The 15,779-nt window shown below is 36.8% G+C and carries 11 protein-coding genes; 5 read left to right on the top strand and 6 right to left on the bottom strand.

Annotated elements, in window-relative coordinates:
* Positions 1-48: 48 nt before the first annotated feature.
* From IGJ46_RS11400 to IGJ46_RS11385, 4 genes are read right to left on the bottom strand one after another with little or no spacing between them, the layout of a single operon-like run.
* The gene (locus IGJ46_RS11400) at positions 49-1,230 is read right to left on the bottom strand and encodes a hypothetical protein (protein WP_002359110.1); all 1,182 of its coding nucleotides are present in this window, start codon (positions 1,228-1,230) and stop codon (positions 49-51) included.
* 42 nt (positions 1,231-1,272) lie between these two features.
* Entirely contained in the window at positions 1,273-2,697 is a 1,425-nt protein-coding gene (locus IGJ46_RS11395; protein ID WP_002355045.1) for a DUF1116 domain-containing protein, read from the bottom strand.
* Positions 2,684-4,243, bottom strand: a complete 1,560-nt coding sequence (fdrA, locus tag IGJ46_RS11390; RefSeq protein ID WP_002378781.1) for an acyl-CoA synthetase FdrA — start codon at positions 4,241-4,243, stop codon at positions 2,684-2,686. Before fdrA ends, IGJ46_RS11395 begins: the two co-directional genes overlap by 14 nt.
* Positions 4,221-5,087: a DUF2877 domain-containing protein gene (locus IGJ46_RS11385; protein ID WP_002361070.1), complete on the bottom strand. Its 867-nt coding sequence runs from the start codon at positions 5,085-5,087 to the stop codon at positions 4,221-4,223. The genes fdrA and IGJ46_RS11385 overlap by 23 nt, the downstream gene beginning before the upstream one ends.
* A gap of 127 nt (positions 5,088-5,214) precedes the next feature.
* Here IGJ46_RS11385 and IGJ46_RS11380 point away from each other — a divergent pair, with 127 nt between their 5' ends.
* The 4 genes from IGJ46_RS11380 (at position 5,215) to IGJ46_RS11365 (ending at position 10,775) form a co-directional block, all read left to right on the top strand.
* Positions 5,215-6,876, top strand: coding sequence for a PucR family transcriptional regulator (locus IGJ46_RS11380; RefSeq protein ID WP_218391282.1), 1,662 nt, complete (start codon positions 5,215-5,217; stop codon positions 6,874-6,876).
* Positions 6,877-6,979: 103 nt separating this feature from the next.
* Positions 6,980-8,569, top strand: coding sequence for a type I restriction-modification system subunit M (locus tag IGJ46_RS11375; protein ID WP_218391281.1), 1,590 nt, complete (start codon positions 6,980-6,982; stop codon positions 8,567-8,569).
* A complete protein-coding gene (locus tag IGJ46_RS11370; RefSeq protein WP_430613834.1) occupies positions 8,566-9,762 on the top strand; it encodes a restriction endonuclease subunit S in 1,197 nt (398 codons plus the stop codon). Before IGJ46_RS11375 ends, IGJ46_RS11370 begins: the two co-directional genes overlap by 4 nt.
* 83 nt (positions 9,763-9,845) lie before the next feature.
* Positions 9,846-10,775, top strand: a complete 930-nt coding sequence (locus IGJ46_RS11365; RefSeq protein WP_002368376.1) for a site-specific integrase — start codon at positions 9,846-9,848, stop codon at positions 10,773-10,775.
* A 34-nt stretch (positions 10,776-10,809) separates the two neighbouring features.
* Here IGJ46_RS11365 and IGJ46_RS11360 read toward each other — a convergent pair whose 3' ends face one another.
* Both IGJ46_RS11360 and IGJ46_RS11355 read right to left on the bottom strand, forming a co-directional pair.
* Positions 10,810-11,325: a hypothetical protein gene (locus IGJ46_RS11360; RefSeq protein WP_218391278.1), complete on the bottom strand. Its 516-nt coding sequence runs from the start codon at positions 11,323-11,325 to the stop codon at positions 10,810-10,812.
* 98 nt (positions 11,326-11,423) lie between these two features.
* A complete protein-coding gene (locus IGJ46_RS11355) occupies positions 11,424-12,512 on the bottom strand; it encodes a restriction endonuclease subunit S (RefSeq protein ID WP_430613831.1) in 1,089 nt (362 codons plus the stop codon).
* A gap of 112 nt (positions 12,513-12,624) precedes the next feature.
* On the opposite strand from IGJ46_RS11355, the gene IGJ46_RS11350 reads away from it, so the two are divergent.
* Positions 12,625-15,768 carry a type I restriction endonuclease subunit R gene (locus IGJ46_RS11350; protein ID WP_016626310.1) on the top strand — a complete coding sequence of 1,048 codons (3,144 nt, stop codon included), beginning with the start codon at positions 12,625-12,627 and terminating at the stop codon, positions 15,766-15,768.
* Positions 15,769-15,779 lie beyond the last annotated feature (11 nt).

Below are 15,779 nucleotides of genomic sequence, written 5' to 3'. Positions count from 1 at the left end.
TGGTCAATTAAAAAAAGAAGTGAATCGTCATTCGCTTCTTTTTATCCACTATACAAAAATATCAAATGTATGCAAAACGGCTGACAATAAAATGGTTACAACAGCCATTCCTGATACAAAGCCGACAGCACCAGGAACAAACGGAGGTAATCGTTTAGCAATATAGCTACCGACAGGGGCCGCACTAATTCCTGCTAAAACGGCGATGGTCAGGGAAAGCCAAAAGCCACCACCCATCATTAAAATCACACCAGGAACAATGCTGACCAGTGGCATAAACGTTGGATACCAACCTTCTTCAGCGAAATGTTTTCGATAAAGAAAAACACCAACAGCCGAAGCAATCATTTGTCCCATTAAAATGTCAGGAACCAAGCCAGAACCATTTGTAATATGATTAATATTGACAAACCAATCTGTTAAAACGCCTAGAATTACCAAACCTCCAACTAACTCATTTCCATAAAACCAAGCTTCGGAGAAGTCAGCAAAAGTGCGTCGTATTGACCATTGAAAGGTTTGCGTATTTTCAATTTTAGGTTGTTTTTGCCGCTTCTGAGCGATTGGTGCAACAGAAGGAACCATCCAAGGAAGTTGATGACAGATGGCTGAAACAATCCAGCCAACAAAAGCCATTGTGGTAACGTTGGAAACTGTCCCAGGTACATTTAAAAGGGGCATCAATTGCGCATTCAGCCAATTGGCAAACGGAAAGGTGAAAAGCGCACTCAACAGAGAAATCGTTCCTAATTTTTTCCAGCCAGGACCATAAACGAGCGTTAAAGCTGGCGGCGTGCCGACAACCACAATAAACGTTGGTAACCACAACACTTCTTTTGTAAAAAAGCGTGTAAAATCAAAAACATAAATAGTTAAAAAGAGGGAAAGTAGCTGAGAAGCAAGTACCCAAGGCCAAGCACCAGAGCCACCAGCAATTGCAAATCCCTGCCATTTTGAATTTTTCCGATAAAGTTGCCAAGCAATCAGACCGCCGATTAGTAAGAAAAGCGTTGTAAAAAGTCCACCGTAAAATTCCCCTTCCGTGAAGTTCATAACAAAATAGATAAATTTGTAAAATCCCTGCTGATTCACTTTGGTAACTACGTCATTGTAAGGAAAAAAGTTAGACACATGTCGAAAGCCATTCATGATCCAATACAGGAACATTCCCAAAAAAATTTTTACAACAAGAGCTAAAACGGCTTCGTAATTGATCGATTTATTTTTCATATGATCGCTCCAAAAAAATGACATTTTACTAAGTTTTTGAAATTAGTTTATTTTAGCTACTAAAGCTTTTAGTGCCTCGTTAAAGACATTTGCTGGCGGATTAGTCAATCCAGCGCCAATCATACCAATCCCCGGTTCTTTATGAGCAATAGCAGTATTAATGACAGGCAGCATCCCTGTTTCTAAGACTTTTAAGACATCGATGCCTGAAGGAATCCCCATAAAATCTAAAACAGGAATCGTGACATTGGGATTTTCTTTCGTAGTAATTTCCAGCATTTCTTTTGAATAATTCAATGCTTCTGCCACTGTTCCGCCAACTAATGGGACAATTGCTGGTGCAGCTGCCATAGCAAATCCGCCAACACCATACGTTTCTGTAATAGCACTATCGCCCATATCCAAACCAGCATCTTCTTGTGTGTAACCAGCAAACATCGGACCAATCACCCGTTGGGCAGGCCCCGTAAACCAGTGATTTCCGCCAATTCCACTGACACGAATTCCAAATTCGACCCCATTGCGACACATGGTGGTGACAATTGTACTATTCTCCACATTATGACCAGCATCTAACGCACATTTAGCGGCACCCATCCAAGTTGGACCAGAAAAATAGTCAGAACTGCCAAGAAATTCAAATACTTCTTTTAATTGTTCACGAGAAAAATCAGTTTGAACCATGTAAGGTGTTAATGCTTGGACTAACAACGTACTTCCGGCTACATTGCGATTATGGCACTCATCGCCCATATGCAAGGCTTGCGAAAGCATTAAGCGTAAATCAATGCCTTCTGGACAAAAAGTCATGGCATCATGAAGTAATGGACCTAAAACATCGCGCATCCAAATCAGGCGATCCACGACGGATTGATCATTTGCACCAAATCGTAAAACTTTCGCCAATTGTTCACTTAAATTAGTAAAAGCCGTGTTGCCGTACGTTTCATTTTTGATAATATGAACGTACATATTCGGAGAAGTCACGCCAGCCATAGAACCAACGGCATCATGTTCATGACAAGGAGAAAACGTAATCGCGCCAGAACGAGCAACCCGATCGGCATCAGCTAGATCTTTTGCTAATCCTTCAAAAACAAGCGCTCCTTGAACGGCACCTTTCATCGGTCCGCACATATTTTCATAAGTAATGGGTGGCCCAGCATGTAAAATGGTCGTTTCAGTCATATCGGGCATGACATTAATTGCTTTATCAAATCCCACTAAAATAGGTTTTGATTGAATAATGCGGGTAACCGCTTCTTCGTTGGCTTGTTGGATTTTTTCATAAAGTGTTGGATTTTTTAATTGATCCAATAATTTTAATAGCTCTGGGTCACCATTGGCTGGCGGTGCCCAATTTACTTGATGTGAAGGAATCCCTTGTTTTTTCATATCTTCATGAATAAAGTCAATGCCTACATTGATCGTATCTAAAGGCTGTTTAAAAAGATCATTTCTGCTCATGTTCGTTCGCTCCTTTTACAAAAGTTTTGGTGGCTTCGCAAAGTTGATGACTGCTGTCGACAACGAGAACCTCTAAATCTTCTAAAATTTTCCGCTGTTCATGAATATCTTGTGGATCTTCTTCGGTCCCTAAAACATAGCCAATAATGGCTAACTCACGACCATCTGCTTTCGCTATTGCTTTGGCTTCCTTTAACGCCTCCGCTAACACGCCAACAGGATTTTCGTGAGAACCATAACCTAATTCAAAATCTAACGCTAAAACTGCCACTTCAGGATCTTTGGCTTCTTGAAGAATGCGAGTAATCCGAGAAGTCGGATCGATCATTGGATGTGGGCGGCCTTCTGTGAAACGATCATCACCGAAATCAATCAATGTATGTGCTTGGCTGTGGTCAGGATTTGCTAATTGTCGTTCAGGAATTTTATGAATATTACTATAAACATCATCAGAGACTTCTGTTAAAGCATATAAAAGTTCATCACAAAGAGTGCCACCACAGAACAACCCACGAACAAATTTTTGAGAAGGGGCTTGTTGCTGTTGGATGGCTGTTAACGTTGCGCCTGTCGGATTTTGATAGAGGCTGGTTTCCGCTTCCTGTGTTTGACTAAATTGAATCACTTTTTGAACTGCATCCAGAGAAGAAGTAGCAAAAGTGACGTTGTCTATTTTTCGTTCCGTTTGTTCACTGCCGATAAAATAAATAACAACTGGTTTAGTTGAAACAGCTAATTTTTTTAAAATTTTCTCTGTTACTTCTGGAGCAGGCGGTTTAGAAATAAGCAAAATTGCCTTAGTTTGTTCGTCAGCCATTAAAGCATCCAGCCCGTCAAGCATCATCAGCCCACCAATTTCAGCAGACAAATCACGGCCACCAGTACCAATTAATTGTGAAATCCCATAACCATATTTATGGATTTGAACACTAACTTCTTGGCTGCCTGTACCAGAAGCGCCGACAATTCCAATATCTCCTGAACGTACCTCGTTAGCAAAACATAACCCGACGCCATTAATAATCGCTGTTCCACAATCAGGGCCCATCACAAACAGTTCTTTTTCGTGTGCTTTTTGTTTTAACGCTAATTCCTCGTCAACCGTCACGTTATCACTAAAGAGCATGACGTGTTTTTGCTGATCTAAAGCTTTATGCGCTTCTCGTGCAGCAAATTTTCCATTGACAGAAATTACAACTAAGTTGGCATCAGGCTCTTCATGAAGGGCTGAATCTAACGTCTTATAGGTTACTTCAGAAGAAGCGGTTTTCTTTTTCTTCGTAAATAACTCGTCGACTTGCTGTAAAATTTCTTCTGAGTTCGCTTGGTCATCAAGATCTAAAACAATTAATAAATCGCCCGTTGTAACATGATCCAAGGCGGGTGTATATAAACCAACATTCCGAATCACTTCAAGATTCATGTCGGTTCCCATCCCAATCATTGCGGTTTTAACTCCAGCCAGTTCATTGGCTCGTGTTGAAATGGTCATTAAAGTAACTGAATCAAAATAGGCGTTCTCTTTAATTACTGTTTGAATTGTCATGATTATTCTCCTCACAAAATAGTTTTAAACCAAAAATAATGCCGCAAAGTATGTCGCTTCCTGAAGTTGAGCCCACCTCCTCTAAAGCTGAAACCGCTTGAGCCATTTCGTTTGTATTTCCACTTTCAATTGATAAAAAAACACGCTGAACTAGCTGAGAAAACCGCTCGTTCACTGCTTCATGGATTTCCGCATAACTGACCGCATTCGTTCGTTCCTTGGCTAGCACAGCCAGCTGTTGGAAATTCGAGGGAAGTTGCTGTAATGCAGAAAAACTAGCAAGTAATCCTGTGATAAAATCATCGCCAGTGGGGGTTAAACCAATCCCCAATCCCAAAATCTTCGTTAAACAATCAAGAGCTATTTTAAAAGATTTTTGCTCCCAAGCCTGTTGAAAATGAATCATTTCTTTTTGAATCTGGGTCCGACTATAAGAATCAAAAAGAAAGGTTGACGGCGAAGCAGGAAAAAGCGCTTGCCAAGGATTGAAACGAGTTTGCTGAATATACGTTAAAAAAATAGCTATTTTTGTTTTACTGGGTGTTAAATAAAGTGGCGTTGGTTGCCAAATTTGGGCATCGGCTAGTGTTAATTGTCGTCGGCCTAACCGGATAAACAGGGGCTCAATTTGGACAGGTAAATCAGCGAAATGGCTAAGTTTTTTTTCATCGAGTATAATCGTGTTAGGTGCTATATGTTCGGGATGCGTTGAAATGGTCAAGAGAATTTCTTGGGTGTCTACATGACCATAATTAATAGCGTGCGTAAAACATTGCAAACTAGTCAATGTTTGATGAGGGAGTTTCGATAAAATCGTTTGGTCATAAGCTAAAATTTTTGTCATTCCAACGACCTCCTTTTTAATAGCGCTTTCACGACTTCATAATAAAAGAATCCAGCACGCTAAACAATTGCTAAAAATGACATTGATTTACAAGTTTGAATGGACAATTTGTACATTGGGAGGATAAATGATGTTAAAAGTGAGTGATTTATTAACGTTAGAAGAATTACCTGGCATTACCTTAGTGGCAGGACATAAAAATCAGGACCAACCGATTTTAAAAGTCAATATTTTAGAAAATCCTGATATTTTAGATTGGCTAACAGCAGGTGAGCTGCTGTTAACGACAGGGTACATATTTAAAGATGATCGGAAATTACAGAAAAATTTTTTGAAAGAACTAGCCAAACACCATTGTGCTGCCTTAGGATTTAAAACCCAACGTTATTTTGAAGAAGTTCCACCAGACCTAATCAAATTAGCAGATGAAATGAACGTTCCTATTTTAGCAATTCCTTACAATTACACCTTTTCGCAAATTGCTGACGTGTTGAAAAGTCGTGTCACGTTAGAACAATTTGACATGAATGCGCAAGAAACCGCATTGCATAATAAAATTTATCAAATCTTAGAAACGGGAAGTAGCAGTTTTCATTTGCTGCAGGATCTAGCAGAAACCATTCAAAATCCTGTCTTGTTATTGAATGACCACTTTGAAGGAGTTAATTTTTTTGACTTGCCTAAAAATCCAATTCGTATTTCTAGCATTTTAGAAGATAGAAAAGAAACCTCAGAGTTCCAAAAACAATTACTTGAACAAAGTCATCCATCATTACGCTTTTATCAAGAACCGATTCATTTACAGTTGAAACTCCAGAACCAAGTGGTGCCAATTGAAATTTATCCAATTAAAAAGAAAAATGTTATTTTATATTATTTACTCGTCTGGAACACCTTGGCCCCATTACGGCCAGTCGATGTGGCTCATTTTAAAATCACAGCTCATTACTTACTTTTACAATTGCAATTGGAATACTCACGGAAATTTGAAGAATACCAACAACGAAACGAATTATTTTTTAAGCTGATTGCGCATGAAAAGAGGGATCAAGCTGTTTTCCAACAATTTCAACAGTATTATCGCTTGGCAATAGATAAGCCCTATGCAATTTTGCTAATTTCATTAACCTTAAATGAACGCCAAAGGCAAGAAAGAATGTCTATTTTAGGTAACCAGCTAAACCAAGTTATTTTAGGGGACAAACAAAAAATTGTTTGTATTGAAATTGACAGTTCCTTTGTCTTATTAGTTGAAGATCCACCTGAAAAAGAAGGCGATTATCTGAAAATGATGCAACGCCTAGCACAAAGTAGCATAAATCAGTTAATGAAAGTACAAGAAGATGTGGAACTTTTCCTAACAATAGGACCTAAGATTCAAGGTCTGACCCAGATTCATGAATCTTATCAACAAGCGATTGACGTTTTAGCCTTTCAACGTCAATTCATTGCAGAAAAACCTGAAATGAGGATTGCTTCCTACGCGAATTTTCATCTTAGACAGACATTGCAACGTTATTTTTTAGAAGAAGGACAAGCAACCCTCAGAAAAAAATATCTTCAACCATTGCAGAAAAGTGATCAACAGCAACATACCGACTTTGTCCATACACTGAATGTCTATTTTCAATCAAAACGAAACTTGTCTCAAACAGCCAAAAAACTCTTTATTCATCGTAATACTTTGTTACAGCGATTGGAGAAAATTGAACAGCTAGTGCTGTTGGATTTTGATAAGGAAGTGGACTTGTTGGCGCTGGAAGTGGCGTTGTTTGTGGAATTCGAGTAGTGAAAATTTGTCGATGATATTGCTTTTCTATCAAAAAAGACTTACACTGTAAGGTTGTGTAAGTCTTTTTTTATTTGTCTTGAATAAATAGGAGGTTATAAATGTGGGAGCAGAATTAAATCAACGGTTATTCAGCGCTGCAGACAATCTTAGAAGTAAAATGGATGCGTCTGAGTACAAGAATTACTTATTAGGATTAATCTTTTATAAATATTTATCTGATAAATTATTACAAACAGTAGTGACATTAGCAGATGAGTCGCTAGAAGAATATGATACGCCAACAAAACAAACAGAGCTGTATAAAGAATTGCTAGAAGATGAGGACTCTCGTCAAGACTTAGTTGATACCTTAGTCGATACATTAAGTTATGATATTGAGCCAGATTATTTATTTAGCAGTTTAGCAGAACAGGCAAAACAAAATATTTTCCAATTAGATGACTTGAAAAAAGCCTTTGTTTATTTATCTTCAAATTATAAACAATTTAATGGCTTATTTGATGATGTTGATTTACAATCGAAAAAATTAGGTTCCGATGACCAACAACGAAATGTAACAATTACGGAAGTATTAAAAAAATTAAATGATATTGATGTCACTGCCCATGAAGGCGATGTGATTGGCGATGCTTACGAGTTCCTGATCTCGCAATTTGCGTCTGAAGCTGGAAAAAAAGCAGGGGAATTTTACACTCCGCATCAAGTTTCGGATATGATGGCGCGGATTGTAGCGTTGGGTCAGGAAGATAAAAAGTTGTTTAGTGTTTTTGACCCAACGATGGGTTCGGGCTCGTTAATGCTGAATGTCCGTAACTACTTGAATTATCCAAAAAGTGTCAAGTATCATGGACAAGAGCTGAATACGACTACTTTCAATCTTGCAAAAATGAACCTAATTTTGCATGGTGTGGAAGCAGAAGATATGAACTTACGAAATGGAGATACGCTCAATAAAGATTGGCCAACCGATGAGCCGTACACCTTCGATTCAGTAGTAATGAACCCTCCATATTCGGCAAAATGGTCGGCAGATGCCTCATTTTTAGATGATTCACGCTTTAACCGTTATGGCAAATTAGCACCGAAATCGAAAGCAGATTTCGCCTTTTTACTGCATGGTTATTATCATTTAAAAGATTCAGGAACTATGGCGATTGTCTTGCCGCATGGGGTTCTTTTCCGTGGTGCTGCCGAAGGTGTTATTCGTAAAAAATTATTAGAAGATGGTAGTATTTACGCAGTTATTGGCATGCCTGCCAACTTATTCTTTGGTACATCAATCCCGACTACGGTTATTATTCTTAAGAAAAATCGTGACAATCGAGATGTTTTATTTATTGATGCAAGTAAAGAATTCACAAAAGGGAAAAACCAAAATAAATTAGCAACCGAACATATTGACAAAATTGTTTCAACTTATATTGAACGTCAAGATGTAGAAAAATATGCGCATGTAGCGACTTTTGAAGAAATTGTTGAAAATGATTATAACTTGAATATCCCGCGCTACGTGGATACATTCGAGGAGGAACCGCCTGTAGATTTGGTGGCATTAAATAATGAAATCAAATCCACAAACCAGGAAATAAAAAAAGTAGAAGCTGAGTTATTAGCTATGCTTGATGACCTAGTGGTAACGGAAGAAACACAAGCACTGATTGATGCTACGAAAGAGGTGTTTGGAGGATGAGGGACGAGATGAAAAAGGTCCCTCGGCTCCGTTTCCGTGGGTTTCAGGAAGATTGGGAACTGTGTAAGTTGAAAGAAATAACTGAACGTGTAAAAGGCAATGACGGAAGAATGGATTTGCCGACCCTAACTATATCTGCCGGTCAAGGATGGCTAAATCAAAAAGATAGATTTTCTGGCAACATCGCTGGAAAAGAACAAAAAAATTATACATTACTATTGAAGAATGAACTTTCTTACAATCATGGCAATTCTAAACTTGCTAAATATGGAGCCGTTTTTTCACTTAAAACTTATGAAGAAGCATTAGTGCCCCGAGTGTATCATAGTTTCAAATCCACAAAAAATTCAGATCCTGACTTTTTAGAATATATATTTGCCACAAAAAAACCTGATAAGGAATTAGGAAAATTGGTTTCATCAGGTGCACGCATGGACGGTTTACTCAATATTAATTATGACGATTTTTCAAATATAAAAATAAATATTCCACATATTCATGAACAGAAAAAAATTAGTAATTTGTTACGTAAAATTGACAATACTATCACTCTTCATCAGCGTAAGTTAGAGCAGTTGAAAGAGTTGAAGACAGCGTATTTACAGCTGATGTTCGTTCCAACAAATACTAAAAATAATAAAGTTCCTAAGTTAAGATTTGCTAACTTTGAGGAAAACTGGGAACTGTGTAAGCTAGAGAATATTATAGAGAAGCAAATTAAAGGTAAAGCAAAAGTGGAAAATCTTTGTAATGGTAGTGTAGAATATTTAGATGCTAATAGGTTAAACGGTGGAAAACCAATCTATACTAAGGCATTACCAGACGTTTCAGAAAGGGATATCATAATATTATGGGATGGTTCTAAAGCTGGAAAAGTTTATTATGGATTTAAAGGTGTGTTAGGTTCGACATTAAAAGCATATCAATTAAAAGAATGTGCTAATTCCCAATTTATCTATCAACAGCTTTTGGATAATCAAAATAATATCTATAATAATTATAGAACACCTAATATTCCTCATGTAGTTAAAAACTTTAGTTCAATATTTCCTATATGGATGACTTCTTTTGAAGAACAGAGTCAGATGGCTGATATTTTATCAAATTTAGATAATAGAATTATCTTGCAACAAAATCTAACTGACACGATGATTTCTTTAAAAAAATCCTATCTCCAAAATATGTTCATATAAAACTGAATATTTACACACTTTCCTACCTCCGAGATAATAAAAAAGATGATTCGTTCATCAACAATTATCAAGGAGGTTTTATTTTGGTTAAGAGAAAGAGAACAGAGCAGTTATTTCATGAATATTTCAGTGAGTGGGTGGAGCTTTATAAAGTCGGGGCGATTCGGGATATTTCGTTGCAAAAATATTATATTGCGGAACAACGGCTTGCTGAGTTGGCACCTGGTTTAAAAGTAAAACATTTGGATAGGCAACGGTATCAGCAGTTATTAAATGACTATGCGTTAACCCACGAACGGCAGACAACCATGGATTTTCATCATCAATTAAAAGGAGCAATTTTAGATGCAGTCGATGAAGGACTTATTTCAAAAAATCCAACACGAAAAATTGTCATTAAAGGAAAAGCACCACGTCCTAAAAAATCAAAATTTTTAAATCAATTTGAAGTTCAAGCTCTTTTGAAAGAATTAGAGTTAGGTGAGCAGCTAAACTGGGATTGGTTTATTTTATTGGTAGTTAAAACGGGCCTACGCTTTTCCGAAGCATTGGCGCTAACGCCAAAAGATTTTGATTTTTCTAAGCAAAAAATAACCATTGAAAAAACATGGAATTATAAGAACCCTACTGGTTTTTTCCAATCAACAAAAAATGAATCTTCTAAACGCAAAGTACAAATTGACTGGCAAACAGCAATGCAATTTTCTCAATTGATAAGAAATATGCCGCCAATGGAACCAATTTTTGTGAAAGGACGTGTCTTTAATTCTACGATTAATAGTCGCTTAAAAGTCTTATGTAGACGTGCACAGATTCCAGTGATTACTGTCCATAGCTTACGCCACACACATGCCTCGTTATTATTATTTGCTGGTGTTTCAATTGCCAGCGTGGCGACTCGATTAGGCCATTCTAGTATGACAACTACGCAAGAAACTTATCTGCATATTATTCAGGAATTAGAGAATCAGGATAACGATAAAATTATGCGCCATTTGGCGATGTTGATGTAGAAAGAGCACTCCAAATTTCGGAGTGCTTCTTTCGTTATAAGTTAAGTAAAGATTTTGCATTTACACGATCATACAATTCGATTAACAATTCTTTATTGTCTTTCATTTGCGAATAAACAACTTTTATCCAATCTTTTTGAAATTCATAATCATTAATAATATCTTGAACAAGCTGAGCTTTAAACGTAAAATAAGGCTGAGCCGTTCCGTATTTTTCTGAAATCAAAGTGTGTAGTAAAGTATGTTCCAATAAATTACAATAAACTAAACGGTCAGGTAATTGTTCTTCCCATGGCGCAACTAGAGCATAATCTGTAGTTGATAAATTCGGATAGTTATCCTCTCCAACATGATGAATTTCCAATCCCTCCATTGACCGAGTAATTTTAGGATTTTTAGATTTACAAGTTGGAGTCCTGAAATAAGAACCCGGAACTGGACCATACTTATTATTTAAGTACGTGACAAGTTCAGGATAGTTCATTTTCACAAGTTTTTGATATTCTTCTTGCAAGCTATTTGCCAATGATAGTCCTCCTTTCTTTCTCATAACAAGGATACTCCTTTCGATGACATTGTACAACTTTGAACAATCGTTTGTGTAAACAATCCCAGTTACTGCTACATGTAGAAGTAACTGGGATTGAATTAGATGAACATGTTTTGGAGGTAAGATGTTTTCAAGTCCTTTAATTGCTCTAATTTATTTTGATGAAGAGCGATAGTCTTATCGATTTGTTTGAAGAATGAACCGATTTTTGATTGCTCAGCTTCATCCTGTGGAATAGATAACTTTAGTTCAGTCAACATGTCCATAACAATATACGGAATATTCCCTGTCCGAGCCTCTTGATTTATTTTCTTAGGCAGTTTATTCCCAACTTCTGAAAACAAGAAGCTTCTATCTACTACAAATTCCTGCAACACGTAAGTTCTCTGATAAGCATTGAACTTATTATCTGCTAAATGCATGTAGCCGACTGTGGCTCCATTGCCTGCAATTGTAATTGCAGGGCCTTCAAAAGCTGGTACATCAATCCTATATTTTTTAATGCCAGAAGTATAAAAATCATACTTACCGTTTTCGACCATAGCATTAGCATCAAGTTTTCCTGTACTGATTTTAGTAATATCTCCTAACTTACGCAGTTCCCATCCTTCCTCAAAAGCAGCAAACCGTAACTTCGGCACTCGTTCATCTTTTCCTGGGAACATTACTTGTAGATACGCTTTCTTCAACTCTTTCAACTGATCAAGCTTACGCTGATGAAGTGTGATGGTATCGTCGATTATCTTAAAAAAAGAAGCTATTTTGACTTGTTCATCTATATTTGGAACAAGCATAGTTCGCTTTTTCCAATCTTCAACATTAAAAACAAGTTTCTCTATATCAATTCCATATGAACTAAGAAAAAACAACTTATACATTTGCGGTAGTTGAGAGATAATCGTTAGATAGTCTGTTTTAATAGATTCATTTCCAACTGAAACTAGGTATTCATTTGAAACAACCGCTCCATCCATGTTTTCAGGAACAATTCCATTAGCTCCATGTACAACTTGACGTTTCGAAATTAGATAATCATTTTTTTTTAATACAAAGTAATTTTTTACAAGGATATTTTCCCCTTTAAAGTTTCCACGTGATACAACTCCACCATTTCTTCGTTTCACAGTGACCAATTGATATTCTTTATGATCTTCTATTTTAACAGGGCGTTTAACTTCATTGAGCAAATCATCTAATTTACACAGTTCCCAATCATCATAAGTTTTTTCACCAAAATATAGTTATAAATTTATCAAAATGATATAATTTAATTAAATAAAACAATGTGAGGGTCAGGTTATGAAGCTAAGTGTCAACGATGAAGCAACAGTGGAAAACAAGTTAATTGCGATTCTTGGGGAAGATCGCAATCAGTGGACGTATCGAGCAGATTTAAAATCGGAACAAGATTTATGGCGTAATTTACGTGAAAAAATCATTCAAAATAATTTAGCCGCAATTGGGGAACACCCTTTAACAGACCAAGAATTTGAACGCATAAAAACAGGATTATTAGAACGAACACGTACGCCTTTTGAAGCAGCCAAATGGTTAAAAGGGGAAAATGGTATTGCGAAAATTACCATCGAACGAGAAGATGCTTCTCTAGGAACGATGAGCTTGATTTTATATTCGAATCGTGATATTGGTGGGGGGATTTCTAGTTATGAAGTCGTGAATCAAATTGCAAAAAAGAACACTAATTCTGCAAAGCATGATAGTCGTTTTGATGTGACATTATTAATTAATGGGTTGCCTATTGTCCAAATCGAATTGAAACAAGTGACAGCGAAAGATGGGGTATTTCAAGCATTTAATCAAATTAAAAAGTATGCCGAGGAAGGTATGTTTCGTAATAATATTTTTTCAACTTTGCAATTATTTGTTGTTTCCAATGAACAAACCACTCGCTATTTTGCGAATGCGCTACCACAATTTATGCATAAAAAATTCTTATTTAGTTGGCGAACAAAAGACAATAAAAAAGTTGAAAATCTTTATGAGTTCTGTCGCCAAGTGCTAAATATACCAGATGCCCATCGCTTAATTGCCGATTATACGATTGTTAGTGAAGAACAAGACAACAAAGTATTAATGGTTTTACATCCTTATCAAATTCATGCGATTGAAGCCTTATATGTTGCCGCTAGTAAGCACACCTCCGGCTATATTTGGCATGCTACAGGTTCTGGAAAAACATTAACCAGTTTCGTTTCTACTAAATTATTAGCGCGTAAACCAGGGATTGATCGGACGATTATGCTTTTGGACCGAAAAGATTTAGATAATCAGACAACTAGTGAGTTTACTAAATTTGCTTCGGAGTTTAACACAGGGATTTCATCAGGTGATGGTAAAGCTAATAGTCTGATTGTCGGGACAGGCAGTGCCAAAGAATTGAGTAAAACATTGTTGGCCGATGCGAACTCTAACGTAGTCATTGTGACAACGCGTCAAAAGCTGGATGCTGCTTTGAAATATGCACGAAAACAAGAAGAGCAGAAGGGGACAAATCGTTTTCAAAAATTAATGGGGCAACATATTGTTTTTATTGTTGATGAATGCCACCGAGCAGTTAGTGCGGAAAATATGATGGATGTTAAAAAAGTATTTCCTAGATCTACTTGGTTTGGCTTTACAGGAACACCGATTTTTGAAGAAAATAAAAAGCAAGCGCAAGGACAACTAGCCAGAACGACACACGACCAATATGGAGAAGTTCTACATACGTATACAATCAAAAATGCGTTAGAAGATAAAGCTGTTTTGGGCTTTCAAGTGGAACATGAAGATACGATTGATAGCGAGTCGTTGTATAAAAAAATCTATGATGGTTTGTCTAACGAAACCAAATATGCAGAATACACGCCAGAAGAGTTAGCGAATGAAGTAGAAGCAATGGACAACATTCAAAAAGAGAAAATGTTGGATCGTTCTATTTATGAAAATGATAAGCATATTCAAGAAGTCATTCATAAAATGTTCCGCCCCAATAATGCTTATACTAAATTTGATTTTGGGAATGGTCGCCCTCGAAAATCAGCAATTTTAACAACAAGTTCAATTGATATGGCAAAACGTTATTATCATGCCATTAAAAAAATGACAGCGAAAGAAAATTGGTTAGAAGAAGAATTTCCTAAGCATCAGATTCGTCAAGGGAGAACGATGGAAGACCCTGATTTTCCTCGAATTGCCATTACTTATTCATTAGAAGAAAACGCTGAGAATAGTAGCGCACAGCAAGACGAGTTAGCAAAAATTATGGCCGAATATAATGCGTACTATGGTACTTCATGGACCTTACAAGACATTGAGCGCTATAACGGAGACATCAACAATCGCTTAGCTCGTAAAAAAGCAGAGTTTAAAGAATTTGGCCGTCATGTTGATTTGGTTATTGTGGTTGATCGGCTGTTAACAGGTTTTGATGCACCTACGATTCAAACGTTATTTGTCGATCGTAATTTAGAATACGCCAATTTGATTCAAGCATTTTCAAGAACTAATCGTACCTATCCTGATAAAACAAAAGGCCTAGTGGTTACTTTCCGAAAACCTCACACAATGGAACAAAATGTCGCAAATGCGACTCGTCTTTATTCAGAAGCAAAAGAAGAATCTGGATTAATCTATCCAACCTATAAAGAATCAAAACAACGTTTTAAAAAAGCCTTTCGTAAAATGCAAGAATTTAATCCAGAAGAGATAGATGAGAATCAGCCGATTGATGTGCGAATTGATTATGTTCAATCATTTCAAGCGTTAAGTAATAGCTATGAAGCATTAGTGACCTATGATGAATATAATGATGAAATGGAAAAATCACCAGCTTTAGCTGAGCAAGTCCATTTGATTGAAGAACAGATAGGAACATACGAAACAATCAAAGGCTCCTTAATAGAAGTAGAGCCAAAACCAGAGAATGATTTTTCGGAGATTGAATTTTACAGCGATAATCATGCCAAAATGTACGACATTGACTCTTCTTATATTGATCAATTATTAGGAAATTATTCTGCAAATAGCCAAGGCGTTCGTGAAGAAATTGAAAAGGCTTTGCAAAAATTGAATAAAACGGAATGTGTTAAAGAAGTGTATCGGGAAATTTTAAATGCAATGGATAATGAGAAAGTAGATCAAAAAGAAGATGTATTTGTTTTGAAAAGACGCTACTTCACAGGGACTAGAAATCAAGTGATTGCACAATTTGCGCAAGAATGGTTTGTTTCAGAAGATCAACTTCATTCATCCGCTATTCAATATATGATTGGTATGAACCCAATCCCAAACATGGGGGATATTATCAGCAGCAAAGACTTCGAGTCATATAAAGCGACGCACCCAGAAGCAAAACCATTTAAATACCCGCAACAAATGAAGCGTGCTTGGCGTCAAACGTTAGATGAATATTTAGTACCGTTGGAGGATGAATTACGATGATGGAGGAAGAA

Origin of the sequence: Enterococcus sp. AZ120 (assembly GCF_050546165.1) — a bacterium.
In the GTDB taxonomy this organism is placed as follows: domain Bacteria; phylum Bacillota; class Bacilli; order Lactobacillales; family Enterococcaceae; genus Enterococcus; species Enterococcus faecalis.
Note: the sequence above shows the minus strand (reverse complement) of the source record. Positions and strands in the feature narration are given on the sequence as shown.

Excerpts from the sequence above, each read along its gene's own strand:
- IGJ46_RS11400 (WP_002359110.1), bottom strand. The coding sequence starts at position 1,230 with ATGAAAAATAAATCGATCAATTACGAAGCCGTTTTAGCTCTTGTTGTA.
- IGJ46_RS11395 (WP_002355045.1), bottom strand. The coding sequence starts at position 2,697 with ATGAGCAGAAATGATCTTTTTAAACAGCCTTTAGATACGATCAATGTA.
- fdrA (WP_002378781.1), bottom strand. The coding sequence starts at position 4,243 with ATGACAATTCAAACAGTAATTAAAGAGAACGCCTATTTTGATTCAGTT.
- IGJ46_RS11385 (WP_002361070.1), bottom strand. The coding sequence starts at position 5,087 with ATGACAAAAATTTTAGCTTATGACCAAACGATTTTATCGAAACTCCCT.
- IGJ46_RS11380 (WP_218391282.1), top strand. The coding sequence starts at position 5,215 with ATGATGTTAAAAGTGAGTGATTTATTAACGTTAGAAGAATTACCTGGC.
- IGJ46_RS11370 (WP_430613834.1), top strand. The coding sequence starts at position 8,566 with ATGAGGGACGAGATGAAAAAGGTCCCTCGGCTCCGTTTCCGTGGGTTT.
- IGJ46_RS11360 (WP_218391278.1), bottom strand. The coding sequence starts at position 11,325 with ATGAGAAAGAAAGGAGGACTATCATTGGCAAATAGCTTGCAAGAAGAA.
- IGJ46_RS11350 (WP_016626310.1), top strand. The coding sequence starts at position 12,625 with ATGAAGCTAAGTGTCAACGATGAAGCAACAGTGGAAAACAAGTTAATT.